We start from the raw sequence: 26,423 nt of genomic DNA on the forward strand, positions 1-26,423 counted from the left end.
TCAGTCCCGACCGTCGGTAAACTCGACCAGATCCCACAGATTTCCGTAGAGATCCCGGAACACCGCGACGATGCCATAGTCGGCATCCTTCGGCTCGCGCACGAACTCCACGCCCTTTCCCATCAGGCTGCGATAATCGCGCCAGAAGTCGTCCGTCCGCAGGAAAAGGAAAACCCGCCCGCCCGCTTGATCGCCGATGTACTCCTGCTGGTGAGGCGTCGAGGCGCGCGCCAGTAGCAGCGAGGCGCTTCCGTCGCCGGGCGGCTTCACGACAACCCATCGTTTGTCTTGCTCCGGCTGGTAGGTGTCCTCGACGAGGACGAAGCCGAGCTTCTGCACATAGAATTCAATGGCTTCGTCGTAGTCGCGCACGACGATGGCAATATAGGCGAGGCTCTGGTTCATTCGGTTGCGTCACGCTCGTGGTTGGATGCCGGTCATGACTACAACCGCGGCGGTTCGTTGAAAATACCGTACCGCCTGTCTCGACGGCGCTTCCGCTTCAAAGCAGAAAATTTCCCTCGAAGATTGACCGCGCCGCTTTTTGCTGCCAAGATTTCGACAGGAAATCCGCCTTGAGCAATAAGCCGGCATCTGCCGCGCAGCCCCGATGCTGATTGAGGTCTGCCAATGACGACATGCCGCGTGACCCGGTTGGCCGTCGCGCTGATTTCGATAGCGTGCATCATGCGCGAACCCGAGGTCGCACGGGCAGAGCCCGGGGATATCGATGCGGCCTGTCTTTATAGCGGCAACGCTGATGATGGCGCGACGCTCTGCATCCGGAAGGATCACTTCAACGCCGATCTCTGCGAGGTCATCGATCGCTTTGCCACGAGCCGCAACCTGCCCCCGGCCTTCTTCGCGCGGTTGATATGGCGCGAGAGCCTGTTCAGGCCGGAAGCAGTCAGCCCGAAAGGCGCAGAGGGCATTGCGCAGTTCATGCCGGCCACGGCACGGCGCCGCGCGCTGGAAAACAGTTTCGATGTCGTGAAGGCATTGGATGCGTCGTCGCGGTACCTGGACGAACTAAGGATCCGCTTCGGCAACCTCGGCCTCGCGGCCGCAGCTTATAATGCCGGCGAGGCGGGCCTCTCCCGCTTCCTTGCCTCCGGCCGCCTGCCGATCGAAACCCGGGACTATGTCTTTGCAATCACGGGCCATATCGTCGAGGCGTGGCGGGACAATCCGCCGGAAAACGCTGCACCGGCATTGCAGGAGGGAAAGCCGTTTCGCGATGCCTGCATCACGCTTGCCGAGACCAGACAGATGAACGATCCCGTGCTGGCAGGCTCCGCCGACTGGGCGCCCTGGGGCGTGCAGCTCGCGGCGCACTATAATCCTGCCGTCGCCGATCGCCTGTTTCTTGTGTCTCTGGCTAAGCTGCCTGCGCCATTGAACGCTCAGCGCGCGCTCATCGTCCGCCAGCGCGGCGGAAACTTCGGGTATCGACCGCGCTATGCGGCGAGGATCGGCCAGGAAACGCGGGGCGATGCAACAAAGCTCTGTGGCGCCATTCGCGCCGCCGGTGTTCCCTGCACGGTCTTCCGCAATCGTTGATGGCGTATCAATATTCCTAGGAAATTGCGATGATCTCGATTTCCTGCCCGCCGGTCTCGACGGCATCGCCGACCCCCTTGCCGATGAGAAGCCTCGCCACTGGAGACACGAATGAGATCGATCCGGCTTTCGGATCGGCCTCGTCCTCGCCGACGATCCGATAGGTCTGGACACGTCCGTCGTCCCGGCTGAAGGTGACGGTGCTTCCGAACGCGACCACGTCCGAAGTCGTTGGATCGGGCATGAGCTGGGCGGTGCGAAGTCTCGCCGTGAGATAGCGGAGATCACGCATAGGGCCTGCGGTCTGTCGCCGCCGCTCGTTGATGTCCTCGATGAAGCCCGCGGCATCATAGGCCTCGCGCGCTTCTTTCAGCTGGCGCTCGAGCGCATCAAGACCTGCCTTCGTCACAAGGTTGGGGTGGGGCGAAATCGGCCTGTCGGGGAGCAATGTCTCCGACGCGGTTTCCGCACTCTCTTCCTTCACAAAGGCTACGCTCAATCGTCCCACTCCATTCCGATGCAAGAGGCCATCGCTGCCTCGCGGCTGTCGCACGCGCCTTTACACAGCATAAGCCGACTACGAATTTGTGCAACTCGAGAAGCCGAGAGCAATGGGAAATGGTGGCTGTGGACCCCTCCGCGCAGTACCGAGACGGCGCTATTGCCGGCTGAATTCAGGTCGCGACCGCGGGCTTCTCCCGGCTGCTGCGGATTGCCAGCAACCCCGAAATGCTGACGAGAATGATGGCCGTGGCATAGATATCTGTCGTGAGCGTGTAACCGACCGATTTGGCCAGAAACCCCGCCAGGATCGCCGGCAGGCTGAAGGCAAGGTAACTCTGGATGTAGAAGGCCGAAAGCAGTCCTGCCCGTTCCTCCGGCTGTGCGAGCGGCATGATCGTGCCGAGCGCGCCGAGGAAGTTGGTGCCGAAACCGGCACCGGTCAGCAACGTTCCGAGCAGCAGCAAGGCGACGCTGGCGAGGTGGACACCACCCACGACTGTCAGGATGCCGAGCGTGGTTGTGAGTGTTCCTATCACGAGGTTTGCGTTTGCGGTCTTGCCGCGGCGGAGGAAGACGGTGGCGGCGCCCGAGGCCATGAGTGCCGCCACGACAGCACCGCCCGTCAGCGGCGCATGATTGCCTGTCGTGGTCACCACAAGCGACGGAACGAGCGAGAGATAGAAGCCGCCCAACGTCCAGTTGGCAATGTTGATCGGCGTCACCAGGGATAGGGGACGCCTGATCTGCGGCGGGACCGCGATGCTGGGCTTCAGCGCATTCCAGAAGCCTGGGCGCCTTCCGCCCGTCTCCGGCGTTGCCCAGATCGCCAGCGCCTGCACGACGAAGGCGGCCAGCAGCAGGGCATAGACGAGATGCAGCGGAAAGGGGCCATACTGGATGAGCGCGCTGGTGCCGATCGCCCCGATCGCCATCCCGAGAGCGGCGCGATGGAGTTGACGAGCTGGCCTTTGGCACGGTCAACATCGACCAGCGCCGCGCCGATGGAAGCGCCGGCAACCCCGGTGGCGAGGCCCTGGACGATGCGCGCTGCGATCAGCCACCCGGGGCCACTTGCAACGACGAAAAGACCCATCGCGAGGATTTCGATAACAAGGGCGCCGAAGATGACGGGCTTGCGGCCGAGATGATCGGAAATCGAGCCCGCGATCAGCAATGCCCCGAGAAGCGCAAAGGCATAGACGGCAAAGACAAGCGTGATGAGTACAGGCGAGATGGCAAAGCTCTCCTGGTATATGCGGTAAAGGGGAGTGGGTGCCGCGGAAGCACCGAAAAACGTCCCGAGCGTCATCGCGTGGAAGGCGACGGGGTTTTTCGGGGAGTGAGGAGTTTCTCTGGATTTGCGGGAGGACAGCATCTATATTCCCTTAAAGCTAAATCGTTGCGTTTGCGTGATGTAAGCGTGCGTGACTCTAAAAGCAAATTATTTGCGTTAATGGGATGTTCAAAGATTTTGAACGCTCATCGAAACAAGCAGGCAGGTCGGCAATGACGGCAAAGGAAAATCTTCGACCGGGCGGTCGCAGTGCCAGGGTGCAGGCATCGGTGCACAAGGCGGTGCGCACGCTACTGAATGCAATGGACCGCTCCGAGGTCACCATTCCGCTGATTGCGACGGAAGCAGGCGTCACGCCGTCCACCATCTACCGGCGCTGGGGTGACTTGCAGGAATTGCTGGCGGATGTGGCGGTCGAGCGGCTGCGTCCGGACATGCAGCCTGTCGATACCGGCAGCGCAAAGGGCGACCTGCAGGCATGGGCGGAGCAATATGCAGAGGAAATGTCGTCCGGTCCCGGACGCGAAATGATCCGCGACGTCCTCGCCGCCCAGGACAATGCCAACGCCTGCAAGTGTCACGCTTTCACCCGCGAACAGATGGAGCTGATCGGCGTTCGCGCCGCCGAACGCGGCGAAAGTTTTCCGTCTGCCGACGTGCTGATGGATCGAGTCGTGGCCCCGATCCTCTATGGGGTATTGTTCGGTGAGGCGCCGACCAGCAGACGCGTGGATGGCCTCGTCGCGGACGTGATGGCCGAGCGTCCGGCGGCTATTCCGCGGCAGCGCGCTTCTGCGCCGAAATCTGCGTGATATAGGCTCTTAGGGCGGCCGGGCGCACCGGCTTGTGCTGCACGCCAATGCCATGACGCTCGGCATCGACCCGAACCTCAGGCGTGCGGTCCGCCGTGATCACGAGGCCTGGCACGTAGGTGGAGAAGCGCTCCCGAACGGCAAGGATCGCCTCCACCCCGGTTCCGTCGCCAAGGTGATAGTCCGCGATGACAAGATCGGGCGCCCCGCCGACTGAATCCATCTGCGCCAGACCGGCAAGCGAATCCGCCGATTGAACGACGCATCCCCAGCCGCCGATCAATAGTGCCATGCCTTCCAGGATATGCGGTTCGTTGTCGATGCAGAGTACCTTTAGCCCTTGAAGGTTTTGAGCCGTGCGTTCTGTCGGTCGGACCGGAGCCGGTAGGTCGGCGGAACGGGAGGCTTCGCGCGCCATCACGATCCGGAAATCCGTGCCCCGTCCGTGCGTCGATCTGAGTTCGACAGGGTGGTTCAGCACCCTGGCGATACGGTCGACGATCGAAAGCCCGAGCCCTAGACCGGAGGCCGTGCGGGCACCTTCGTCAAGCCGTGCAAACTCCTTGAACACGGTTTTGAACTTCGATGGCGGAATGCCGATGCCGGAATCGACGACCTGGATGACCACATGCTTGCCGCGGCGTCGCGCACCCACGAGGACCTTCCCGCTGATCGTGTATTTTATCGCATTCGAGACGAGGTTCTGGATCAGGCGCCGCAAAAGGTTCGGGTCCGATCGCACCTTCAGCGATGTCGGCATGACCACGAGCTTGAGGTTCTTTTCGCGAGCGATCGGCGCGAAATCGGTGTGAATGCGCTCGAGCAGGTCGGCGAGCGGAACCGTCGTGAGCCGCGGACGCATGGCCCCGGTATCGAGGCGGGATATGTCGAGAACGGCGCCGAGAATGCTTTCGACCGATTCCAGCGCCGAGTCGATGTTGCGAACGATCGCGCTGCTTTCCGATTGCCCCATGCGTTCGACCAGCGCTGACGAGTAGAGGCGCGCGGCATTGAGCGGCTGCAGGATGTCGTGGCCGGCCGCCGCAAAGAAGCGCGTCTTGCCAAGGTTGGCTTCGTCGGCGGTGGCGCGGGCCTCGCCGAGTTCATGGTTCACTCGTGTCAGTTCGGCGGTGCGCTCCGCAACCCGCTGCTCCAGTGTTTCGTTGGCCTGCTTCAGGGCCATGTCGGCGGCAACGCGCTGGGTGATGTCGGTAAAGGTGGCGACGATGCCCTTGTCCGGCATCGCATTCGAGCGCACTTCGATGATGCGCTCGCCGCCGGCCAGAACCAGTGAGAACGGCTTGTCGAGCGTCAGGAAATGCCGAACCGTCTGGCTGACATCGCTGTCGTGCAGATCGCCGCGCTGGCTGAGGATCGCCACGATCTCCGACAGCGGGAAGCCGACCTGTCCGGCAGTCTCCGGCAGATCGAGCAATTGCCGGAAACGACGGTTCCAGATGGTCAGGTGGTTCGAGCTGTCGAAGACGGCAATACCCTGATCCATCTGCGAAAGTGCCGTCTGCAGCATGTCCTGATTATACTGCAACGCTTCGCTCGCCTGATCGAGCAGCCAGGCGGTATCGGCCGATGCATCCTCGACTTTCTGCAGGATGAGAGAGAGGACCAGTCGGGCGGAAGAGGACCCGATCGCGCTGCCGAGCAACTGTTCGGTGAAATGGATGAGCGCCATGTCGGCAGGCTGATCGTCTTCCAGCCGGCGGCCGGAGTTCTGCTGATAGGTTCGAAACGACCGCTCCATCCGCTCTTCGCCGAGGTAGCGGGAAATCGTCGTCTTGAGATCGCCGACGCTGATGCGGGTCTTCCAGCCGCGCGTCGCAAATTGCGACCGCGATTGCCGCTTGACGAAGATGCCCGCCTGGATGCGCTCCAGCGGTCGTGCGTTGCGCGTTACCGATCCGATGACGAAGAATGCGGTGTTGACCAGAAGGCTCATCACCGTGGCATTGACCAGCGGGTCGGCGTTCGGGGCGCTGAAGATAGTGGTGCCGGGAAAGATGAAGCCGAGCACGGCGCTGGCAACCGACGAGTAATCGGGTCCGCCGAGCGAAGGCAGGAACAGCAGGTAGATCCAGATCACGAAGCCGGACGTCAGCCCGAGTATTGCGCCGCGCGCATTGGCGCGACGCCAGATCAAGCCGCCGAACAGCGACGGCGCCATCTGCGCGATGGCGGCAAAGGAAAGCAGCCCGATCGAAGCAAGGCCCGTCGTGCTGTCGGTCGAACGGTAATAGGCATAGCCGAGCAGCAGCACGGCGAAGATCGAGCTGCGCCGGATGTTGAGCAGGGTCTTGGCGAAATCCTCTCGCTGGCCGGTGCGACCGGCGAGCTTGCGATGCAGGAAGATCGGCATCACGATATCGTTCGAGACCATGATCGAAAGCGCCACGGAAGCGACGATCACCATCGCCGTTGCGGCCGAGAAGCCGCCGATGAAAGTCACCAGCGAGACGAGGGGCATGTCGCCGGCGATCGGCAGTGACAGCATGTAAAGATCGGCATTGCCGCTGCCGCCGAACGTCAGCAGCCCCCCGAGCGCCACCGGCAGCACGAACAGATTGATGGCGACGAGGTAGAGCGGAAAGAGAAAGCCGGCCAACCGCAACTCTTTCGGCGTCCTGTTCTCGACCACGGTCACATGAAACTGCCGCGGCAGCATGATGATCGCAAACGCCGACAGCAGCGTCAGCGTAATCCATCGGCTGAGCGGCGTCTGATAGCTGAGCGCCGAGAGCGCCAGCGTGTTGTCAGCAGCCTTGCGCCATAGATCGGCCGGACCGTCGAACAGAAACCAGATCACGCAAATGCCCGCCGTCAACGACGCCACGAGCTTGACGACGGATTCCATCGCGACGGCAAGGATCAGGCCATCCTGATGTTCGGTGGCGTCGGTATGGCGGGTGCCGAACATGATGGCGAAGCACGCGAGAACCAGCGTGACCAGCAGCGGCAGATCGAGGAAATACAGATTTCCGCTACCGATCCCGTAGTCGGATGGGTTGAGCAGCGCCGTGACAGTGCTTGAAACGGATTTCAGCTGCAGCGCGATGTAGGGGATCGCGCCGACAAGCGAGATCAGCGCAACGATCGTCGCGACGGTGGAGTTCTTGCCGTAGCGGGCAGCGATGAAGTCTGCGACCGATGTGAGTTTCTCTGCCTTGGCGAGCTCGATGATCCGCCGCAGCACCGGCATGCCCAATGTGAAGACGAGGATGGGGCCGATATAGATGCCGGTGAATTCGAGCCCGCGCTGGGATGCGAGGCCGACACCGCCGAAATAGGTCCAGGACGTGCAGTAGATGGCGAGGCTGAGTGCATAGACGATCGGCCGGCCGCCCTCCGGCACCCGAAGTGCCGGGTACGGCGATCGCCATGGCTTGCCACTGCAAACAGCAGTAGCAGGTAGCCGAACGCCGACGCGACTATGACCCAACCTGGTAACATTGACCCTCCGCCGGCGCCGCTGCGCCGGTTCTCCCGGATACGTCGATGCTACGGCAATTCCAACCCTTTGAAAATTGGGGGGCGTCTAGGCATTAAGTCAAAGATACCGCAGCGCGGGGCGATATTTGTAATTAGCAATTGAATATTTGCATCGAACATGTAGCTAATAAAAACAATGACCTGTCACTGCAACTGCATCAAAGGGAGACGGATCGGATGCTCAACGAGTTCAAAGCATTTATCGCCCGCGGCAATGTCATGGACCTTGCTGTCGGTGTGATCATTGGTGGTGCGTTTGGCGGCATCGTGAAATCGCTTGTCGACGATATCATCATGCCGATCGTCGGCGCCATTTTCGGCGGCTTCGACTTCTCCAACTATTTCGTCGGCCTGGCGTCCGGCGTGAATGCTCCGACGCTTGCCGCGGCTCGTCAGCAGGGCGCGGTTCTGGCTTACGGCAGCTTCATCACCGTCCTGATCAACTTCCTTATCCTCGCCTGGATCATCTTCTTGATGGTCAAGGGCGTGAACATGATGCAGGCCCAGGTCGAAAAGCAGAAGAAGGCCGCTCCGGAAGCTCCGGCCGCACCGCCTGCCGATGTCGCGCTGCTGACTGAAATCCGCGATCTGCTCGCCAAGCGTCCTCAGGTCTGATGCAAGCTGCCGGCCCCGCCATCGTCGCGGGGCCATCCATCACGGAAATCGATATTGCATCACCGATTGTCATGAGATTTGCGCCGGCAATTGATCTAAGAAGGCGTAAACCGGAGTAATGCATGTCGATCGTAAATAGCCTCAGCCCGCGCGCCATCTCCGCGCCAGAAAGCGGGATCGTCGAAGTCGTCAATTATGCCCGTGGCCGTGAAGGCCTGCTGCCGCTCTGGGTCGGTGAAGGCGATCTTCCAAGCCCTGATTTCGTCAACCGGGCTGCGATGGATGCGCTAGCCGGAGGCGAGACCTTCTACACGTACCAGCGCGGCATTCCCGAACTTCGCCAGGCACTTTCAGCCTACTACGCGCGTCATTTCGGCATCGACCTTCCTGTAGACCATTTCTACGTCACGGGTTCCGGCATGCAGGCGATCCAGATCGCCGTGCAGGCGATGACGTCTCCCGGGGATGAGCTGGTCTACCTGACGCCGGCCTGGCCGAACATCGCGGCAGCACTCGAGATCGCGGGCGCCCGTTCGGTTGGCGTCGAGCTCCGTTTCGAGGCTGGCAAGTGGGCGATCGATCTCGATAGCATCGAAGCGGCTACTACCAACAAGACCCGCGCGCTGTTCATCAATACGCCGTCCAACCCGACAGGCTGGACCGCGACGCGGGAAGACCTCGCCGCCATCCTGGCACTTGCCCGCAAGCACGGTCTCTGGATCATGGCGGACGAGATCTACGCCCGCTATTACTTCCCGGGCGGCCGCGCGCCGTCGTTCCTGGATGTCATGGATGTCGACGACAAGGTGATGTTCGTCAATTCCTTCTCGAAGAACTGGTCGATGACCGGCTGGCGGGTAGGCTGGATCGTCGCTCCGCCGCAGACAGGCCAGGTTATCGAAAATCTTATTCAGTATTCGACGTCAGGCGTCGCGCAGTTCATGCAGCGAGGCGCCGTCGCGGCTCTCAATGAAGGCGACGCTTTCGTTCAGAAGAACATCGAAAAGGCGAAACGGTCGCGCGACATCCTCTGCGATGCGCTGATTGCGACCAATCGAGTCGAGACCCTCAAGCCCGACGGTGCGCTATACGCCTTCCTGAAGATCGACGGCGTCACCGATAGCCGCAAGGCGGCAATAGACATCGTCGACAAGACGGGCGTCGGCCTGGCGCCGGGCACCGCGTTCGGGCCGGGTGGGGAGCTGTTCCTGCGCGCCTGCTTCCTTCGCGATCCGGCTCAGATACAGGTCGCCGCCGATCGGCTGTGCGACTACATTCTGAAGCTTTGATCCGCTCTGACGCATCAAAAACCGCACATTGATAAAATTGTAGGAATGAGGGAAATCCGCTTCTAACCACATCCGGAAACTTAACCGCCGGATAGGCTCGGAACGCCCGTCCGGTAGGAGATTCGGAAAGGAAACAGGCCTCAGATGATCCCCGGATAGAACGGGGAGTACGGATATGGCAATTCTGGTCACGGGCGGCGCCGGCTACATCGGCAGCCACATGGTCTGGACATTGTTGGATGCGGGTGAGGATGTGGTTGTGCTCGATCGGCTCTCCACCGGATTTCGGTGGGCGGTTGCGCCGGCTGCGCGGTTCTATCTCGGCGACGTCGCCGATGCCGCTCTTCTGAAGACGATCTTTATCGAGAACGATATCGAAGCCATCATTCACTTCGCCGGCTTGGCCGTCGTGCCTGTTTCAGTCACTGACCCCCTCGCTTATTACGACAACAACTCCGGCAAGACACGCGCCTTGCTGAGTGCCGCCGTCAGCGCCGGCGTGCGCCACTTCGTCTTTTCCTCGACCGCTGCCGTCTACGGGCCGCAGAAAACGTCCGAGCCCGTCAAGGAAGACGCATCGCTCAATCCGGAGAACCCTTACGGCCAGTCAAAGCTGATGACCGAATTCATGCTTCGCGACTGCGCTTCGGCCTATGATTTCAACTATGTGGCGCTGCGCTACTTCAACGTCGCGGGAGCCGATCCCGAAGGACGCAGCGGTCAGTCGACCGCCGGAGCAACGCATCTGATCAAGGTTGCCTGCGAGGCGGCGTTGGGCAAGCGCGACAGCGTCCATGTCTACGGCTTCGATTATCCGACGCACGACGGAACCGGTGTCCGGGACTATATCCACGTCAGCGACCTGACGGCGGCACACCTGAAGGCGCTGCAGCACCTGCGCCGTGGCAAGGGCTCGCTGGTCGCGAACTGCGGCTACGGAACGGGCTATTCCGTGCTCGACGTGTTGAACATGGTGACGCGTCTCCATGGATACTCCTTCAAGATCCATATGGCTCAGCGTCGCCCCGGTGACTCCTCAAGCGTCGTTGCCGATGCGGCCTTGGCGCGTCGCGTGCTGGAGTGGGAGCCTCGATGCGACTCTCTCGAGACGATCGTGCGCAGCGCGCTTGATTGGGAGCTCTTCCTGATGAACCGCAATGTCGAGGATCTTCACGGCATCCGCCGTGCGCTCGCCGCGGCGTCGTTCTGAGCGGTCGATCGTCCCCCGTTCTGCATCGCCGGGCATCGACTAAATCGCTGAATGCTATAGATTTATAGCCGGGCTACCCAACCGCTCCTGTCGGTCGATTGGAGCGAAGTCTGTCGGCCCGGATATTCGGCGAATGTTTCGGGAGGCACCATGCACGACAAGACCGACCAGCACGACGTTCTCCTCGAACGGCGCGGAACGGCGGGCATCATTCGCCTCAATCGTGCCCGTGCGTTGAACAGCCTTACGCTCGATATGGTTCGTACCGTCGCCGCAGCGCTCGATGCATTTGCCGCCGATCCCGCGGTCGCAACCGTCGTCGTCATGGGAGAGGGGGAGCGCGGCTTCTGTGCCGGCGGCGACATCCGTGCCCTGCACGAAAGCGGACGAACGGGTACCCCGCTGGCGGAGAACTTCTGGCGCGACGAGTTTCGTCTGAACCACCGCATCGCGACCTACGAGAAGCCCTACGTGGCGCTGATGGACGGGATCACGATGGGAGGAGGCGTCGGCCTCTCCTCGCACGGCCGTCATAGGGTCGTGACCGAGCGCACACGATTTGCGATGCCGGAAACGGGGATAGGCTATTTCCCCGATGTCGGCGCGACCTGGCTGCTGGCGCACGCCCCTGCCGAGATCGGCACCTGGATGGGATTGACGGGGCTCGAAGTCGGGCCTGCCGACGTCATTCACGCCGGCCTTGCCGATGTGCAGGTAGCGTCGTTTCAATTGCCCGAACTGATCGAGACGCTTGCGGAACTTCCGCGCGGAGCAGTTTCGCGAGACGTCGACAGTGTCCTCAAGAACCTCGGGACCGATCCGGGGAAGGGGCCGCTCAGAACCAATCATGACGTGATCGAACGCACTTTCCGGCTGAACAGCGTGCGCGCCATAGCGGAAGCGCTCCATGCCGACGGTTCGGATTTCGCCGACAAAACGCTGCACGCCATGTCCACGCGATCGCCGACGAGCCTCGTTCTGACGCTGCGCCTTCTGCGTGAGGGCAAGCAGAGTAGGAGCCTTGCGGAGTGCCTGCGCCGCGAGTTCAGTGCCTGCCTGCAGATACTGAAGTCACCCGATTTCTACGAAGGCATACGAGCGGCCGTAATCGACAAGGACAGGAATCCCAGCTGGTCGCCGGCAAGACTCGATGAGGTCAAGGCCGAAACGATCGACGCGTTTTTCCAACCCGTCGACATCCCGCTGTCGCTGTAGGCCCCTCGATCGATTGCCTGTCGCCTACATTGGAAAGTCGGGGATGATCTCGCGGCGGGTCAGCTTGAGCGTCCTGTCAGGTTGCAGGATGTAGGTCTCCAAGACCTTGCTGCCGGTCTGATCGTAGAACGAGTTGTGAATCACGCTGCCCGGCGGTGATTTGGTGAGCTTGGTGCGTGGCTGCCCATTATAGGTGATGCTGCCGGGGATCGGCTTGACCTCTTCGGTTTCGCCGGTCGTGCAGCCTGCCAGAACGGCGGCCGCCATGAGAATCGAAAGCAGCGTTTTCATCGTATTCATCCAGGTTGCGCGCCGTACTCCGTAATATGGCACCGCTCTCAAGAGCGCCAAGAGGCAGCGGATCATTCTGTCCAAAATACCGGTGCTGGATCATGAATATGAGAACATGCTTATATTGCGTAGGCGGCTTCATACCTTTTCATAGTGTCGCTCCCGGCCGCAATACTCCATCCTCAAAAGAGAAGAGCGTTTGAATATGCAAAAGAGGTAATGGACGAGGGAACTAAACTTGGCATTTCTCAGTTAATGTTGCGGTCAAACAAAGGAGAAGTGCATGAAACGCCTCCTTCAGCTGGGAATACCTGCCTTCGCCACGGCCATCGCAGCCTTCACGCTTCCGGCATCCGCCTCGCTAGAATTCTCCAGCGACTACTCCGCGATCCAGCGCGATGACGTCGTACTCGCGCAATACGCAGGCCCAGTTTCCTGTGTGCCGCAGGGTGCCCATTACGTCCCGTCGTTCATTCGAGCAATGGACGGAACGATCATTGGCGTCGGCTATATCGAGGTCGAAAGCACGGCGTCGGAGTGCTGATTGTTTGCCGGTCGTTAACCATTGGCTGACGGCACTTGCGCGCCATTGCGTCGAAGCCGCCATGGTTCTTCCGCGTTTAGCTAAATCATTGGATTTTGAGAGAGAACCGACGAGGCTCGTCTGCTGGTTAGAGCAGAGGGTGACGAGCCTCTGACCATCATCATGATGGCTGAGTTCGTTCTAGCGACCTCGGGCTCGTGGAGACAATGCCCAATTTTGGGGTGTGAACCATTGCATTCCGCGACGGTTAAACGAAAATAAACCATCGACCTGTTTCGATACAGTTTGAACGAAAACAGACGGTTCTGCAGCGCAAAGAAGCTGTGACTAATGAAGCGAGAGCTTTGCTTCCTCAGCCGCTGCAACGAATTCAGCGCGCGCTTCCTCCAAGGTCTTACGGCCATCAAGTGCGGCACGGCATGTGCTGCGAGCCTTCAGATACCTCAGGCCGCGCACGCTTGGCCAAAATTCCGACAGGCACTTCAATGCATCGAACGGCCCGGACACGGTATGTGCACCGACGGTCTCGAAGCCCACGCGGATCGGGTCGTTCCATTTTTCGTTTGCCATCGGCGAACTCCTCCATTTGTTCACGCCTGAGATGCGCGGCGCGCTCGCTCCTCCTGCGAACAAGTGCGCAGGGGTATTTTAGCGACAATTCAAAAACCCGCAAATGGGAAATGTTCGCTGTGGATTGTGGGAAACAGGCCTCCCCCTATCAGTTCGGGAGAGGCCTTCGAGATCAATCGCAGACGCGCGTGGTTCTGGTCACGACGCGTCCATGCTCGTGATAGCGGACGGTCTTGGTCCGGCAATCGTAACGAACCGGGCGATGGCGGTACCAGTCGCGCGAATGATAGTATCTGTCCGAATGACCATAGTACGGGCGATGATGATAGCCGGGCTGGCCGACGGTAACGCTGAAGCTGTCGGCAAAGGATGGTGCCGCTGTCGCTGCGAGCGAGCCGATGGCGATGACGGCTGCGGTAATTAGCTTTCTCATTTGGACCTCCGTTATGTAGCCCTGGTTCAACGCATCAGTTGCGTGATTGTTTCCAGGATAGACGGACGGCCATGAACCTAAGCTGATGGTCTCGTTCATGAAACGGTCATTTTAGGAGACGGAGAGATGCCAGCGTGGGCCGGCCTCTTGCGCGAAATCTGCGCGCGCGACGGAGCGAACGGCAGCCCGGAGGGCTGTTATCGCGTCGATTTTTTTAGAAAGAAAACTGGTGCTGCCGAGTGGGATTGAACCACCGACCTCACCCTTACCAAGGGTGTGCTCTACCACTGAGCTACGGCAGCAGGTGCGACGCGCAACCGAAGCGGCTGCATTGCGTGAACGGGGCGGCTATTGCCACAGCTTTTGCATGAGCGCAAGCTTCAATTTCCATTCTCGTGCAGAATAAACGTATCCACTTTTGGATCCGCGCGAATTCGGTTAAGTCTCCGGCATGAGCGAAGATACTGAAAACAGCCAGCACAGCCGCAAAGCGGAGATCGAACGCCAGGCGAAACTGCGCCGTGAAAGGGCTGCCGAAAAACTTCGGGAAAACCTCTCCCGCAGAAAACAGCAGACCCGCGCCCGCCGATCAGGGCAGGCCGATGAGACGAATGGGCTTCCTGCCGCAAAAATGGACGAATCGTAATGTTCGGTTCACGGCGAATTGAAGCCCCCGCTAATTTCGTCTAAACACCCGCATCCTTTTAAAGACAGCCTTTCGGAAAGGCGGGCATTGCCCGTAAGCGCACATGGATCGTATCAGAATTGTCGGCGGTAATGAGCTTAACGGCATCATTCCGATTTCCGGCGCCAAGAATGCCGCCCTGCCGTTGATGATTGCGTCGCTGCTCACCAGCGATACCCTGACGCTCGAAAACGTGCCGCATCTGGCCGACGTCGAGCAGTTGCTGCGTATCCTCGGCAATCACGGTGTCGACGTGTCGGTCAACGGTCGTCGCGAACGCCAGGAAGATAGTTACTCCCGCACCATCCACTTCACCTGCCGTACCATCGTCGATACCACCGCTCCCTACGAGCTGGTCTCGAAGATGCGCGCTTCCTTCTGGGTCATCGGTCCGCTCTTGGCGCGTGAAGGCCAGTGCAGAGTCTCGCTGCCTGGCGGTTGCGCCATCGGCACGCGTCCGGTCGATCTTTTCCTCGAAGGTTTGACGGCGCTCGGCGCCAACCTCGAGATCGACGGTGGCTACGTCAATGCAACCGCTCCCAGGGGCGGCTTGATCGGCGCGAAATACACCTTCCCGAAGGTGTCCGTCGGTGCCACCCACGTAATGATGATGGCGGCAACGCTTGCCCGCGGCACGACCGTCATCGGCAATGCTGCCCGCGAGCCTGAAGTGGTTGATCTCGCCAACTGCCTGATTGCCATGGGTGCCAAGATCTCCGGCGCAGGCACAAGCACGATCACGATCGAAGGCGTTACCTCGCTCTCGGGTGCGCGCCACCGCGTTCTGCCCGACCGCATCGAGACCGGCACTTACGCAATGGCCGTTGCCATGACCGGCGGCGACGTCGTTCTCGAGAACACCGACATAGCTTTGCTCGACACCGCACTGGAAACACTGCGCCGTGCCGGCGCGGAGGTTTCGGCGACCAACAACGGCATGCGCATCCGTCGCAACGGCGCTGGCATCAAGCCCGTCGATGTCGTCACGGATCCGTTCCCGGGCTTCCCGACCGACCTGCAGGCACAGTTCATGGCGCTCATGACCCGCTCGACGGGCGTGTCGCACATCACCGAGACCATTTTCGAAAACCGCTTCATGCACGTTCAGGAGCTGGCCCGCCTCGGCGCGAAGATTTCGCTTTCGGGCCAGACGGCCAAGATCGAAGGTGTTTCCCGCCTGAAGGGCGCGCCTGTCATGGCCACCGATCTGCGCGCTTCGGTTTCGTTGGTCATCGCCGGCCTTGCCGCCGAAGGCGAGACGATGGTGTCGCGTGTCTATCATCTCGATCGCGGCTTTGAGCGTCTCGAAGAGAAGCTCACCCGCTGCGGCGCGATCGTCGAACGCGTCAGCGAGTAAGCGAAGGTCTTCCTTCGCCTTTGATCTTGGTTGCGCATTGCGTTTGCGCGCCTTATGTCCCTTGTCTGACGGCATCGCCAATCCTGGCGATGCCCATGCGACAAGGGATGCAGCCTGAATGACCGACCTGAAGCTTGTGGCGCTCGATAGCGAAGATCTGGCCGTCGTTTCTGCGCACATGCAGGACAGCGTTTTCAAGGTTGCAGACATCGCCTGGTCGCCACGCGACGAGCAGTTCTCGATCGCCGCCAATCGGTTCGTCTGGGAAGAAGCCGGAAAGAAGCGGAAGGGTTTCGAGCGCCGTCGCGCCGCTCTCGCCTTCAAACGCGTCATCGCCGTTCGCTCCGTCGGCATCGACCAGAAGAACCGTGACGAAGTCCTGTCGCTGCTCGCCATCAGGTTCGAGCAGAAGGGCGATGGGCCTGATGGCACGATCGAACTGGCTCTTGCCGGCACGGCAACCATTGCCCTCGACGTCGAATGCATTGAAGTTCAGCTTGCGGATATCGGCGGAGCATGGGAAACCGGCTCCAAGCCGCGCCATCCAGGCGCGTAATCTGCATCGATCGGCATACGAAAAGGAATATCGGCGTTGGCACTCTGGCTTGATCAGCAATCCGAAGGCTTCGAGCGGCAGTTTGCCGCCTTCCTGACGACGAAGCGGGAAGTCTCGGAAGACGTGAATACGGTCGTGCGCGCCATCATCGATGATGTCCGCCTGCGCGGCGACGCCGCCCTTGCCAAATATTCGAAGAAGTTCGACGGCATCGATTTCGCGACGACGCCGATGCGTGTCAGTGAAGCGGAAATCGATGCTGCTGTCGAGGCGGTGCCCGCCGAAGTTCTCGGAGCCCTCAAGGTTGCCGCCGTGCGCATCGAGTCGCACCATCGCCGGCAGTTGCCGAAGGATGATATCTACGAGGACGACATGGGTGTCGGCCTCGGATCCCGCTGGACAGCGATCGAGGCTGTCGGTCTCTATGTCCCAGGCGGCACTGCAAGCTACCCGAGTTCGGTCCTGATGAATGCCGTGCCGGCGAAGGTCGCAGGCGTCGATCGTATCGTCATCGCTGTTCCGGCGACCGGTGGCGCGGTCAATCCGGCGGTACTGGCCGCGGCAAAGCTTGCGGGCGTCACCGAGATTTATCGCATCGGCGGTGCTCAGGCGATCGCCGCCCTTGCTTATGGCACTGAAACGATCGCCCCGGTCGCCAAGATCACCGGCCCCGGCAACGCCTATGTGGCGGCTGCAAAGCGCCATGTCTTCGGTACTGTCGGCATCGACATGATCGCCGGGCCGTCAGAGGTCCTGGTCATTGCCGACAAGGACAACAATCCGGATTGGATCGCCGCCGACCTGCTCGCGCAGGCGGAGCATGATGCTGGCGCACAATCCATCCTGATGACTGACGATGCCGAGTTCGGCCGGTTGGTCGAAGCCGCTGTCGAACGGCAGCTGAAGACCCTCAACCGCGCGGATACGGCCGCTGCGAGCTGGCGTGATTTCGGCGCTGTCATTCTCGTCAGCAACTTCAAGGATGCCATCCCGCTCGCCAATCGCATCGCGCCGGAGCATCTGGAACTGGCTGTTGCCGATCCGGACGCGCTTCTCGATCGTGTTCGCAATGCCGGCGCGATCTTTGTCGGCGCGCATACGCCGGAGGTGATCGGCGATTATATCGGCGGCTCGAACCACGTGCTACCGACGGCGCGCTCGGCTCGCTTCTCCTCCGGCCTTTCCGTCCTCGATTTCGTCAAGCGCACCTCGATCCTGCGCCTCGGTCCCGAGCAGCTTCGCACGCTCGGACCGGCCGCGATCGCGCTTGCCGTCTCCGAGGGCCTCGACGCGCATGCACGGTCGGTCGCGATCCGTCTCAATCTGGAAAGGTAAGGGATGGCGGCGGGCGATTACCGGCTTTGCGACGTCGTTCTTGACGACACCATCGGCCGATCGACGCCCGATGTCGAGCATGAGCGCGCCGTCGCCATCTTCGACCTCATCGAGGAAAACAGTTTCACGCCGCTGGGTCACGCCGGCGGCCCCTACCGTCTCAACATCTCGCTGGCGAATGCCAAGCTCGTCTTCTCCATCACGACCGAGGGCGGCGAGGCGGTCGCCACGCATATCCTCTCGCTGACCCCGTTCCGCCGGATCGTGAAGGACTACTTCATGATCTGCGAAAGCTACTACGAAGCGATCCGTTCGGCGTCGCCGAGCCGCATCGAAGCGATCGACATGGGTCGGCGCGGCATTCACAACGAGGGTTCGCAGACGCTGAAGGATAGGCTGAACGGCAAGATCGACGTCGATTTCGATACCGCCCGGCGGCTCTTCACGCTGGTCTGCGTGCTTTACTGGCGCGGATGACAGCGATGGAACCGGAAGCCGAAAGACGCGAGGGGATACGACCGGGCGCGGTTCTCTTCATGTGCGGCATGAATGCCATCCGCTCGCCGATGGCCGAAGCATTGGCGCGTCATCTTCTGCCTAGAAACACCTATATACGCTCGGCAGGTGTCCGCGCCGGCGAGCGTGATCCCTTCGTCGATGTAGTGCTCGATGAAATTGGTCTGTCTCTCGGGCGTCATCATCCGCATACGCTGGAGGAGCTCGAGGATGACTACTTCGATCTCATCATCACGCTGTCTCCGCAGGCCCATCATGCGGCGCTGGAGCTGACGCGGTCGAACGCGGTCGACGTGGTCTACTGGCCGACGATGGACCCGACCGTCGCGCAAGGCACGCGCGAGCAGATTCTGGACAGCTACCGGGAGGTCCGCGACCATCTGCGCGATCTCATCGAGAGCCGGCTACTCAACAGAAATGGTATTGCCGCGCAATCGGCGTGAAACAAATAACGGAAAGCCAATCAACGAGGTTCACAAACCCCCGCTGATTGTGTAGTTTCCGCCCAAATTTTGGCGCGGCTACCGCCGCCAATTCAACCTGTAGGAAGAAAACCCTTATATGCCTAAAGAAGAAGTCCTCGAATTTCCGGGTATCGTCACCGAACTTCTGCCGAATGCGACGTTCCGCGTGAAGCTCGAAAACGAGCACGAGATCATCGCCCACACGGCAGGCCGCATGCGCAAGAACCGCATCCGTGTTCTGGCGGGCGACAAGGTGCTCGTGGAAATGACGCCGTACGACCTCACCAAGGGCCGCATCACCTACCGTTTCAAGTAAACGCGGACCGAAAGCTCAGGGCTTTCGCCTTCATTCGCCCGGTGGTCGAGGTTTCATGGCGCTCAAATACAAGCTCATTTTGGCTTCCGGCTCGCCCCGTCGGGTCGATCTGCTGAACCAGGCGGGCATCGAACCATCGCGCCTGATGCCGATGGATATCGACGAGGCGCCGAAGAAGTCCGAGCATCCACGGTCTCTGGCGCGCCGCCTTTCGACCGAAAAGGCCGAAGCGGCGCTGGCGGCGATCAAGGGCGACATGACCTGGAAGGGCAGCTATATCCTGGCCGCCGACACGGTCGTCGCCGTTGGGCGGCGTATCCTCGGCAAGGCCGAGTTCGCGGACGAAGCGTCCGCGTCGCTCTACCTGCTCTCCGGACGCAGTCACTGGGTCTACACGGGCGTCTGTCTGATAACGCCGGATCGCAAGGTCCGTCAGAAGATCGTCGAGACCAAGGTGCGGTTCAAGCGGCTGTCCGGTTTCGAGATCGAGAACTACCTGGCGTCAGGCCAGTGGCGCGGCAAGGCCGGCGCTTACGGTATCCAGGGGCTGGCCGGCACGTTCGTGCAGAAGATGGTCGGTTCCTATACCAACGTCGTCGGTTTGCCGCTTTACGAGACCATTTTGCTTCTGACCGGCGAGGGCTTCGACGTCCACAGCCGGTGGCCCGAGGCTTGAAGCCGGCGGGTCGAAAACCCGAAGGATGAACCATGCCCGATGAAACCAGGCAGAGCGCCAAGATCGAACCGCTGCGCAAGGCGCGCCCATGCCCGGAGTGCAGCACGCCCTCGCAGCGCGAGCACTATCCTTTCTGCTCGAACCGTTGCCGAGAAATCGATCTTGCGCGCTGGTTGAAAGGTTCCTACGCAATACCTGTTGCGGAAGATGAGACGAAAGCCGAGTACCCCGACGAGAACTGATCATGTTTCCCACTCGGGAAGCCGTTCAATTCGTTCAGTAATTCGGAAAATTCACAGGCCCGTCAAAAAACTCTCATTTGGCGCTTGCCATGGCCGAACAAGATGTTATAACCCCGCTCGCTTCCGGGGAAAACCAAACCCCCGCAGCTCTCAAGTACGAGAGATGTGCCGAAGCAGGAATGCCCAGATAGCTCAGTTGGTAGAGCAGCGGATTGAAAATCCGCGTGTCCGTGGTTCAAATCCGCGTCTGGGCACCACTACCTTAGATCCGATTTTCTGAGCAGATTTCTTATCTTCCGGTGTTCTCATTGTGAGTTCAATCGCGGTTTGCGTGATTTGCCGTCGCCCCCGCTGGACTCCGGCCGGTGCAAGCCTGTAGGTGCTGGGGGATGGTTCATCTGGCGGCGGATTCGGAGCGGCAACGACATGGCTAAGAAGCAGAAGATCGAGCATTCGGAACTGTCCGGCGAGTTCACCGATGACGATGTCACTGTGCTGGTCGATATCTCCCGTCCGGCCGGAACCAACGGCGACTGGAAGCTCGAAGTCGTGACGCAGGACGAGGATCTGATCGAGTGGGAAGAGGGTTTTGCGACCGATCGCGAAGCCTTCGACGAGTTTCTGGCAACCGTCGAACGCGAAGGCATCCGGACCTTTCTTGAAGACACGGATCCGTCGATCCACTAACTTCTCCTGGTGAAATGTCGCTCTATAGACAGAAAATGTCGTATATGATAAATCGCGAAAATAATACGAAACTAAAGTGAGCGACTTCGAAGATTAGTGCGCGAAAAACGCGCCGGGAACAGCCAAATGAAAGCGTCGGAATACAGAGCCGCTATTGCAGTGGTCGGACTGACTGCTGCCGCCGTGGAAAAGCTGTTCGGTGTGGACCAGCTGACCAGCCGCCGTTGGGCGTCCGGTGAGCTGGAGGTTCCGCGCGCTGTTTCGCTGTGCCTGCTTCTCATGGCATCTCACAACACGTCGGTTGTACAGGCGCAGATACTGGCGGATGGGGCTGATGACTCCCTGGTCGGCTATCTCGCCGCCGGTCACGCCGCCTGATCGTCTCAGGCGGCTGACGTCTTCGCCATCTGTCTCAGGACATCCAGTAGAGCCCTAGCGTCGTCATTGGCCGCCAGCGTCTGCAGGCGTTCCTCCGCGAGGCAGATGATTGCTTGCAGGCACTCCCGCTCGCCCCAGGTGGCAGCCGTCGACGCCGCCACGAGATCCTCAAACGCAAATTGCATGGCGTCCTGGCAGCGGATATCCCGATCCGGATCGTCGTCGGTGACAAACGGCTTGTAGATGTCTCTCATCTCATGCCCCGCATATTGGCTGTGGCATCATCATAGCAGCTTGGTCTTAATGAAGTCCTGACGGAACGAGGGATGTGTCATCAAAACGCACAGTAAGAGCGACATCGGTGGATAACTGGTCTCCATTCTCATCGGGGCGATACAATGGTAATACTGTCCCTCCCAAAGAGGAGGGGAAAAACTATGCCACGGATCGCACAGCTATATTTCAAGACGGCAATCCTGTTTCTTATCCTTGGGATAGGAATGGGTCTGAACATGGCCATTTCACAGGACCACAGCGTCATCGGGGCGCACGCACACTGTAATCTGCTGGGCTGGGTGACGATGGCGATCTTCGGGGGATATCATGCGCTCAATCCGCGCAAGGCCGAGCGGCGGCTCGCCATGATCCAGTACTATGTCTACACGGCCGGCCTCGTGCTGATGATCCCGAGCCTCTATATGTTCCTGCTCGGGAACATGGCAATGGAACCCGTCGTGGCGGTCGCGTCCATCATAACGTTCATCGGCGTCCTGCTCTTCGCCGTCATCATCTTCACGGGCGAACAGGTCGCCGTGACGCCGTCTGCGCAGTCCTATCGCTGAAGCGAGTGCCGATATGTATGACCCGGCAGGCCCGCATAGGCGGGTCGGTCGGGTTTTGCCTAGTGGATGACCTGGATGCGGATCTGCTCACTGACGGCGTAGGAATGACAATCGCTCGCTGCATCGCCGACGAAAATTACATCTCCGTCGGAATCGAACAAACCCCAGCAGGGCTCGTCATCGACAAAGACCTTCCGGATGTAACCGAAGGGTTCGGCATCGATGATGATGGTGGGTGCAACAGCAACGGTCTCAAGTGCTCGCATGGATAACTCCAATGAGTCATTTCTGTTTTAGTGCATTCGCATATTGCATCCCGAAGCTGACCCGGAGCTATCCCGAAAAATAGGGATGGGAAACTGACCTTGACCATCGCGCGTCTGCGCGAATCGATTCGACGCGCAAAACGCCTGTCGATACCGGAGGAAGTACGTTGCAGTGGTGGCAGGAAGATCCTATCTAACGTCCTGATTGTCGTAAGAGGTTCTCCATGGCCGATTTGAAGGTTCGCACTCGTCCCGTTGGCGCAACGGCTGTTCTCGGCCGCACGGGTTTTCCACATGTTACATCGGCGACGAAGGGCGAAATCGACATCGTCACCGGCCCCTCACAGCCGGGATTCAATCCCCTCGATCTCCTCTATTCGTCCCTGTCCGCCTGCCTCGTGCTGAGCGCGCGCATGGCCGCAAGCCAGTTCGGCGTTCTCGACAAGATCACCGAGATCACCGCTGACGTTACGGGTGAGAAGGCGACCGAAGGTCTATCCCGGGTACAGAAGTTCAACATCGCCTTCGCCATCAAGGGCGATCTCGATGACGAGATGCGTTCGAAAATCGCCCACGCGGCGGAAGATGAAATCTGCACGGTCAGCAACACGATCCGCGGCAATCCCGAATTTTCCACCGTGGTCTCGGGCTAGAACCTCGACCGACTGATGCCTATCGGTCGCGCGTGGCGGAATAGCGCCGCGCCTGTCGCTCTTCGGCTATCATCGCCCAGTCGTATCTGCTACTCGGCTGCAACTGGCGTCGCTGCGATCGAGGCGGCGCGGAAAGCACCGAAAGCATGTCTCAAGCCGTTTCCGCCGCATCCCCGTCGTCTCCATCCAACCGTTTCGCTCTGGCCGCCCTCATTCTCGGCGGCGCCGCGATTGGCGGTTCGCCGATCTTCGTGCGTCTGTCGGAGGTCGGGCCGATGGCGACCGCCTTCTGGCGTGTGGCGCTTGCGCTCATTCCGATCTTCGCCTTTTCTCTGATCAGAGGCGGGAAGGATGCGGGACCGAAGCCCGCTAACCTGACGGATTGCGGTCTGCTCGTGCTTCCCGGCGTCATTCTGGCGATGGATCTCGCCGCCTGGCATCTCTCCATCACCATGACATCGGTCGCGAACGCCACGTTGCTCGCCAATCTGGCGCCCGTGTTCGTGACGGTAATCGGGTTGCTGTTCTTCCGCGCCTCGGTTAGCCGGATCTTCGTTATCGGCCTTGCCCTTGCCCTTGCCGGCGTCGTCATCCTCAAAGGCGGGCCGTCCGCTCTCGGAAACGGCGACCTGCGCGGCGATGGGGTCGCGATCATCGCAGCAGTTTTCTATGCGGGTTACATTCTCTCGATCGGTCGCCTGCGAAGCCGTTTCGACACCATCCGCATCATGCTCTGGAGCACGGCGTCAGCGGCAGTCTGCGTATTTCCGCTCGGCTTCTTCTTCGAAGATCACATGCTGCCGGCGACGGCCTACGGCTGGTCCATAGTTTTTGGCTTGGCGTTCATAAGCCACGCCAGCGGCCAGGTGGCGATCGCCTACGCTCTTGCCTACCTGCCGGCTGCATTCTCGTCGCTGACGCTGTTGCTGCAGCCCGTCGTCGCCGCCATCCTTGCGTGGATCCTGCTCAGCGAGCCGATCGGTCTCATGCAGGCGCTCGGCGGCGTCGTCGTGCTCGCCGGGATCATGATCGCCCGGCGAGGCTGATTGCGATCAGGCGACCGCCCGTGTCTGCATGCGCCGTGCGTCGAGAATGGCCAGCGCCTCGTCGACAGTCGCTGCCAGCTCCGCCTTTTCCGTGTTGCAGGTATTCCAGGCTTCGATGAAGCTGCTGGTCTTGCCGTAGCTGTTGTCGAGCACGCAATGGTCCGCGCCGATCAGCACGCACATGATATGGCCGTGCATGCGGTCGGTTATGACCTGCCGTGCCGAGCCGAGCAGCGCCACACCGCGGTCGAAGCGCTGCTGCGCGCGCTCGCGGTAGGCGAGTTCCGTCATGCGGGCGCGGCCGCCGATCTTGCCGGACAGCAGGCCCTTCAGGATTGCCGCGTGCTTGGTCTGCTTCTGGAAATCGGCGGGCTCATCCGGCCAATCCGACTTCACCGTTCCCGGGCGCTGTGTCGCCGCTGTCAGGTCCTGCGGCGTGCCGACTTCCTGGTCTTCGCGCAGGTTCAAGAGCAGCTCATGCTGAGGCACCGGCTTGGCGACCGGACCGATGCAGAAGGCCATGTCGGGGCACAGACGCGTCTCGCACTGGAACCAGCGCTGCGCAAACGCCAGGCTCTTCTTGTCGCGCACGAGCAGCGTGAACTGGCCATGCTTCTCGATCGCGCGCGCCGTGCTGTCGACGTTGGCCTGATCCTTGAAATGGATGGTCTGCGGCAGCTGCACGATCGGCCGTCCCTTATGCCGCTCCAGCATGTTCTCGCGGAACAGGCGGTAGCCCGCCCAGATGTCACCGAAGTTGCCGCCGCCATGCAGAAAGATCCGGCCGTCGCCAATGGCGCCGAGCATGCGGTCCTCGTCGAAGGTCGGGATTTCGGTCACATAGGACGGGCGCGAGCGCTTCTTGTCGAAATATGCAAGTTCACCCAGCCAGATCGCGCTGTCGCCGATATTGTAGTGGTTCGGAAAGTCGAGCAGCGCATAACGCTCCGAGGGGTCGAAAACGTCCGCCAGGTTCTTCTCGATCACGCCCTGCAGGCGGTTGATGATCGTCAGGTTAGATTCCATTGAAGGCTCCTTGTTTTAGGGACAAGAGGTCCGAAAGTAGTGCGCGGGCTCAGGCCTGCGCGTGTTTGCGAAACGGATTGAGCGACATTGCAAGCGCGATGTAGGGGCGGATGACCGACCGGCCGAAGATCGGCAGGAAGGCCAGATAGATCACCGCGCCGAGGCCGATGCTGAGGCCGAGCGACAGCCAGCGGTTCTGGATATGCTCGACGATGACAGGATGAGCGAGCCAGACGCCGGCGGCCATCAGAAGCGAACCGCAGAGCGGCAGCGCCACGGCCTTCAGCGTGCTCATCGCATCGATGCTGGCGAAGCGGGCCAGCACATATTGCTGGTAGGGCAGCGTCAGCCAGGCTCGCAGCGTATAGCCTGCCGCGACGGCAACCACGCCGTAGGGCACGAGCAGCCAGGTCAGCACCAGCGTCGCGGCAAGCTGCAGGGCTGCCACCGAGAGGATCGATTCCGCGCGGTTGACCGCCGACAGCGCCGACGAGGCGAAGAAGTTCATCACGAAGGGCACAGCCATCAGCACGAGCACCGTGGCGATGTCGCCGGCGTTGCCCCACTTGTCGCCGAACAGCATGGCGATCATGTCGTTGGACAGCGCCCCGAAACCAAGCAGCAGCGGGATGGTGCCGAGTGCGGCCGCGCCGACAATCTTGTTGTAGGCGTTGCGGAAGGCGATACGGTCGTTCTGCAGGCGCGACAGCGTCACCAGTGCAACGCTGCCGATCGGCGCCAGCACAGCCTGTCCGATCAGCTCGATCAGGCGCCAGGCGATACGATAACGGCCGACTTCGACCGGGCCATACCAGCGCGAAATGAAAATGTCCTGCACGCGGGCAAGCAGCATCCACATCAACTGCGTGACCACAAGGCTGATGGAAAATAGGAAGACCGAGCGGAACAGCGGCACGTTGAAGCGGAACCTCGGCATCCAGGGATAGGCGACCCAGCCGAGCAGCACCGTGACGACGGCGTTGACGGCGGTTTGGGCGACTAGCGCCCACACGCCCCAGCCCATGAAGGCGCAGGCAACGGCGGTGATGCCGGAAAGCAGGCTGGCGGCGATCGCCTGGGCTGCGAGGTTCTTGTGTCCGAATTCGCGCGCCAGCCGCGCATTGTGGATCACAGCAAGCGACGACACCGGCAGCAGCGGCGCTAGCCAGCGCAGGATCTCCGACACTTTCGGGTCGCGGACGAGATCGCCGTAATAGGGCGCGAAGACGAAGACGACAGCGGCGACGATGGCGCTGAAGGCAATCGTCGCCCAGAAGGCGGTGTCCGCAAGTTCCTCGTCGAGATCCAGTTGCCGCGTGATGGCATCACCCAGGCCAGCATACGCCAGAACGCGACCGATCTCGACGAACAGGCTGGCAAGCGCAAAGGTCCCGAAATCGCCGGGACCGAGAATACGCGCCAGTATGACGAAGATGATGAAGGTTGCCACCGTACTCCAGGCAACCCGGATGACCGACCATAGAACGGAGAGGGCGGTCTTCTTCTTCAGTTCGGCGTGGGCGATTGCCGTATCTGCCAT

At 60.7% G+C, this 26,423-nt stretch carries 30 protein-coding genes, 2 tRNA genes and 2 pseudogenes; 22 read left to right on the plus strand and 12 right to left on the minus strand.

The window, feature by feature from the left end; translation table 11 throughout:
• On the minus strand, positions 1–405 hold the full coding sequence (locus tag FZ934_RS00205) for a VOC family protein (protein ID WP_153269416.1): 405 nt from the start codon (positions 403–405) through the stop codon (positions 1–3).
• 282 nt (positions 406–687) lie between these two features.
• Here FZ934_RS00205 and FZ934_RS00210 point away from each other — a divergent pair, with 282 nt between their 5' ends.
• Entirely contained in the window at positions 688–1,560 is an 873-nt protein-coding gene (locus FZ934_RS00210; protein ID WP_432443623.1) for a transglycosylase SLT domain-containing protein, read from the plus strand.
• A gap of 16 nt (positions 1,561–1,576) precedes the next feature.
• Here the strand turns inward: FZ934_RS00210 and greA are convergent, their stop codons facing one another.
• Complete coding sequence (greA, locus tag FZ934_RS00215) at positions 1,577–2,059, minus strand: transcription elongation factor GreA (protein WP_153269417.1); 483 nt, start codon at positions 2,057–2,059, stop codon at positions 1,577–1,579.
• 175 nt (positions 2,060–2,234) lie between these two features.
• A pseudogene (locus tag FZ934_RS00220) lies at positions 2,235–3,439 on the minus strand (MFS transporter).
• 131 nt (positions 3,440–3,570) lie between these two features.
• Between FZ934_RS00220 and FZ934_RS00225 the strand changes: the two are divergent.
• Positions 3,571–4,170, plus strand: a complete 600-nt coding sequence (locus FZ934_RS00225) for a TetR/AcrR family transcriptional regulator (protein WP_153269418.1) — start codon at positions 3,571–3,573, stop codon at positions 4,168–4,170.
• Here FZ934_RS00225 and FZ934_RS00230 read toward each other — a convergent pair.
• A pseudogene (locus tag FZ934_RS00230) lies at positions 4,130–7,632 on the minus strand (PAS domain-containing hybrid sensor histidine kinase/response regulator). The gene FZ934_RS00225 and the pseudogene FZ934_RS00230 sit on opposite strands and share 41 nt — an antisense overlap.
• Before the next feature lie 216 nt (positions 7,633–7,848).
• Here FZ934_RS00230 and mscL point away from each other — a divergent pair.
• The 4 genes from mscL (at position 7,849) to FZ934_RS00250 (ending at position 12,000) form a co-directional block, all read left to right on the plus strand.
• Positions 7,849–8,286: a large conductance mechanosensitive channel protein MscL gene (mscL, locus tag FZ934_RS00235; protein ID WP_153269419.1), complete on the plus strand. Its 438-nt coding sequence runs from the start codon at positions 7,849–7,851 to the stop codon at positions 8,284–8,286.
• Positions 8,287–8,408: 122 nt separating this feature from the next.
• A complete protein-coding gene (locus FZ934_RS00240) occupies positions 8,409–9,575 on the plus strand; it encodes a pyridoxal phosphate-dependent aminotransferase (RefSeq protein ID WP_153269420.1) in 1,167 nt (388 codons plus the stop codon).
• Between the two features lie 175 nt (positions 9,576–9,750).
• Positions 9,751–10,785: a UDP-glucose 4-epimerase GalE gene (galE, locus tag FZ934_RS00245; RefSeq protein ID WP_153269421.1), complete on the plus strand. Its 1,035-nt coding sequence runs from the start codon at positions 9,751–9,753 to the stop codon at positions 10,783–10,785.
• A gap of 150 nt (positions 10,786–10,935) precedes the next feature.
• A complete protein-coding gene (locus FZ934_RS00250) occupies positions 10,936–12,000 on the plus strand; it encodes an enoyl-CoA hydratase/isomerase family protein (protein ID WP_153269422.1) in 1,065 nt (354 codons plus the stop codon).
• A gap of 24 nt (positions 12,001–12,024) precedes the next feature.
• Here the strand turns inward: FZ934_RS00250 and FZ934_RS00255 are convergent, their stop codons facing one another.
• On the minus strand, positions 12,025–12,291 hold the full coding sequence (locus tag FZ934_RS00255; protein WP_113364336.1) for a hypothetical protein: 267 nt from the start codon (positions 12,289–12,291) through the stop codon (positions 12,025–12,027).
• 283 nt (positions 12,292–12,574) lie between these two features.
• Between FZ934_RS00255 and FZ934_RS00260 the strand changes: the two genes are divergently transcribed.
• The gene (locus tag FZ934_RS00260; RefSeq protein WP_153269423.1) at positions 12,575–12,835 is read left to right on the plus strand and encodes a hypothetical protein; all 261 of its coding nucleotides are present in this window, start codon (positions 12,575–12,577) and stop codon (positions 12,833–12,835) included.
• A 327-nt stretch (positions 12,836–13,162) separates the two neighbouring features.
• On the opposite strand, the gene FZ934_RS00265 is transcribed toward FZ934_RS00260, so the two are convergent.
• The 3 genes from FZ934_RS00265 to FZ934_RS00275 all read right to left on the minus strand — a co-directional run bounded on the left by FZ934_RS00265 (position 13,163) and on the right by FZ934_RS00275 (position 14,140).
• Positions 13,163–13,405 (minus strand): DUF982 domain-containing protein, encoded by a 243-nt coding sequence (locus tag FZ934_RS00265; protein WP_113364281.1) that lies wholly within the window; start codon positions 13,403–13,405, stop codon positions 13,163–13,165.
• A 172-nt stretch (positions 13,406–13,577) separates the two neighbouring features.
• A complete protein-coding gene (locus FZ934_RS00270) occupies positions 13,578–13,838 on the minus strand; it encodes a hypothetical protein (protein WP_113364280.1) in 261 nt (86 codons plus the stop codon).
• A 227-nt stretch (positions 13,839–14,065) separates the two neighbouring features.
• Positions 14,066–14,140, minus strand: a tRNA-Thr gene (locus tag FZ934_RS00275).
• Positions 14,141–14,289: 149 nt separating this feature from the next.
• Here FZ934_RS00275 and FZ934_RS00280 point away from each other — a divergent pair.
• From FZ934_RS00280 to FZ934_RS00335, 12 genes are all read left to right on the plus strand, one after another.
• Entirely contained in the window at positions 14,290–14,484 is a 195-nt protein-coding gene (locus tag FZ934_RS00280) for a hypothetical protein (protein WP_056817470.1), read from the plus strand.
• Between the two features lie 103 nt (positions 14,485–14,587).
• The gene (gene murA, locus FZ934_RS00285; RefSeq protein WP_153269424.1) at positions 14,588–15,880 is read left to right on the plus strand and encodes a UDP-N-acetylglucosamine 1-carboxyvinyltransferase; all 1,293 of its coding nucleotides are present in this window, start codon (positions 14,588–14,590) and stop codon (positions 15,878–15,880) included.
• Between the two features lie 118 nt (positions 15,881–15,998).
• The gene (locus FZ934_RS00290) at positions 15,999–16,436 is read left to right on the plus strand and encodes a DUF2948 family protein (protein ID WP_113364278.1); all 438 of its coding nucleotides are present in this window, start codon (positions 15,999–16,001) and stop codon (positions 16,434–16,436) included.
• A gap of 36 nt (positions 16,437–16,472) precedes the next feature.
• The gene (gene hisD / locus FZ934_RS00295) at positions 16,473–17,771 is read left to right on the plus strand and encodes a histidinol dehydrogenase (protein WP_153269425.1); all 1,299 of its coding nucleotides are present in this window, start codon (positions 16,473–16,475) and stop codon (positions 17,769–17,771) included.
• Positions 17,772–17,774: 3 nt separating this feature from the next.
• Positions 17,775–18,248, plus strand: coding sequence for a UPF0262 family protein (locus FZ934_RS00300; protein ID WP_056817484.1), 474 nt, complete (start codon positions 17,775–17,777; stop codon positions 18,246–18,248).
• Positions 18,245–18,730: a low molecular weight phosphatase family protein gene (locus FZ934_RS00305; protein ID WP_194273739.1), complete on the plus strand. Its 486-nt coding sequence runs from the start codon at positions 18,245–18,247 to the stop codon at positions 18,728–18,730. Before FZ934_RS00300 ends, FZ934_RS00305 begins: the two co-directional genes overlap by 4 nt.
• A gap of 118 nt (positions 18,731–18,848) precedes the next feature.
• On the plus strand, positions 18,849–19,067 hold the full coding sequence (gene infA, locus FZ934_RS00310) for a translation initiation factor IF-1 (protein ID WP_003545338.1): 219 nt from the start codon (positions 18,849–18,851) through the stop codon (positions 19,065–19,067).
• A gap of 55 nt (positions 19,068–19,122) precedes the next feature.
• Positions 19,123–19,743: a Maf-like protein gene (locus tag FZ934_RS00315; protein WP_153269427.1), complete on the plus strand. Its 621-nt coding sequence runs from the start codon at positions 19,123–19,125 to the stop codon at positions 19,741–19,743.
• Positions 19,744–19,775: 32 nt separating this feature from the next.
• A complete protein-coding gene (yacG, locus tag FZ934_RS00320) occupies positions 19,776–19,985 on the plus strand; it encodes a DNA gyrase inhibitor YacG (protein ID WP_153269428.1) in 210 nt (69 codons plus the stop codon).
• Between the two features lie 181 nt (positions 19,986–20,166).
• A tRNA-Phe gene (locus FZ934_RS00325) sits at positions 20,167–20,242 on the plus strand.
• Between the two features lie 169 nt (positions 20,243–20,411).
• Complete coding sequence (locus tag FZ934_RS00330; protein ID WP_153269429.1) at positions 20,412–20,672, plus strand: hypothetical protein; 261 nt, start codon at positions 20,412–20,414, stop codon at positions 20,670–20,672.
• A 126-nt stretch (positions 20,673–20,798) separates the two neighbouring features.
• Positions 20,799–21,050 carry a hypothetical protein gene (locus FZ934_RS00335; RefSeq protein ID WP_153269430.1) on the plus strand — a complete coding sequence of 84 codons (252 nt, stop codon included), beginning with the start codon at positions 20,799–20,801 and terminating at the stop codon, positions 21,048–21,050.
• A 5-nt stretch (positions 21,051–21,055) separates the two neighbouring features.
• Here the strand turns inward: FZ934_RS00335 and FZ934_RS00340 are convergent, their stop codons facing one another.
• A complete protein-coding gene (locus tag FZ934_RS00340) occupies positions 21,056–21,304 on the minus strand; it encodes a hypothetical protein (RefSeq protein WP_153269431.1) in 249 nt (82 codons plus the stop codon).
• Positions 21,305–21,487: 183 nt separating this feature from the next.
• Between FZ934_RS00340 and FZ934_RS00345 the strand changes: the two genes are divergently transcribed.
• The gene (locus FZ934_RS00345; RefSeq protein ID WP_153269432.1) at positions 21,488–21,892 is read left to right on the plus strand and encodes a hypothetical protein; all 405 of its coding nucleotides are present in this window, start codon (positions 21,488–21,490) and stop codon (positions 21,890–21,892) included.
• A 59-nt stretch (positions 21,893–21,951) separates the two neighbouring features.
• Here FZ934_RS00345 and FZ934_RS00350 read toward each other — a convergent pair whose 3' ends face one another.
• The gene (locus tag FZ934_RS00350; protein WP_153269433.1) at positions 21,952–22,158 is read right to left on the minus strand and encodes a hypothetical protein; all 207 of its coding nucleotides are present in this window, start codon (positions 22,156–22,158) and stop codon (positions 21,952–21,954) included.
• Positions 22,159–22,382: 224 nt separating this feature from the next.
• Here FZ934_RS00350 and FZ934_RS00355 point away from each other — a divergent pair, with 224 nt between their 5' ends.
• Both FZ934_RS00355 and FZ934_RS00360 read left to right on the plus strand, forming a co-directional pair.
• On the plus strand, positions 22,383–22,811 hold the full coding sequence (locus tag FZ934_RS00355; RefSeq protein ID WP_153269434.1) for an OsmC family protein: 429 nt from the start codon (positions 22,383–22,385) through the stop codon (positions 22,809–22,811).
• Positions 22,812–22,957: 146 nt separating this feature from the next.
• Positions 22,958–23,857 carry a DMT family transporter gene (locus tag FZ934_RS00360; protein WP_153269435.1) on the plus strand — a complete coding sequence of 300 codons (900 nt, stop codon included), beginning with the start codon at positions 22,958–22,960 and terminating at the stop codon, positions 23,855–23,857.
• Positions 23,858–23,863: 6 nt separating this feature from the next.
• On the opposite strand, the gene FZ934_RS00365 is transcribed toward FZ934_RS00360, so the two are convergent.
• Together FZ934_RS00365 and FZ934_RS00370 are read right to left on the minus strand one after the other, a co-directional pair.
• Positions 23,864–24,883, minus strand: coding sequence for a polysaccharide pyruvyl transferase family protein (locus tag FZ934_RS00365; protein ID WP_153269436.1), 1,020 nt, complete (start codon positions 24,881–24,883; stop codon positions 23,864–23,866).
• Positions 24,884–24,932: 49 nt separating this feature from the next.
• Complete coding sequence (locus tag FZ934_RS00370) at positions 24,933–26,423, minus strand: lipopolysaccharide biosynthesis protein (RefSeq protein ID WP_153269437.1); 1,491 nt, start codon at positions 26,421–26,423, stop codon at positions 24,933–24,935.

The sequence above is a fragment of the Rhizobium grahamii genome (assembly GCF_009498215.1).
In the GTDB taxonomy this organism is placed as follows: domain Bacteria; phylum Pseudomonadota; class Alphaproteobacteria; order Rhizobiales; family Rhizobiaceae; genus Rhizobium; species Rhizobium grahamii_A.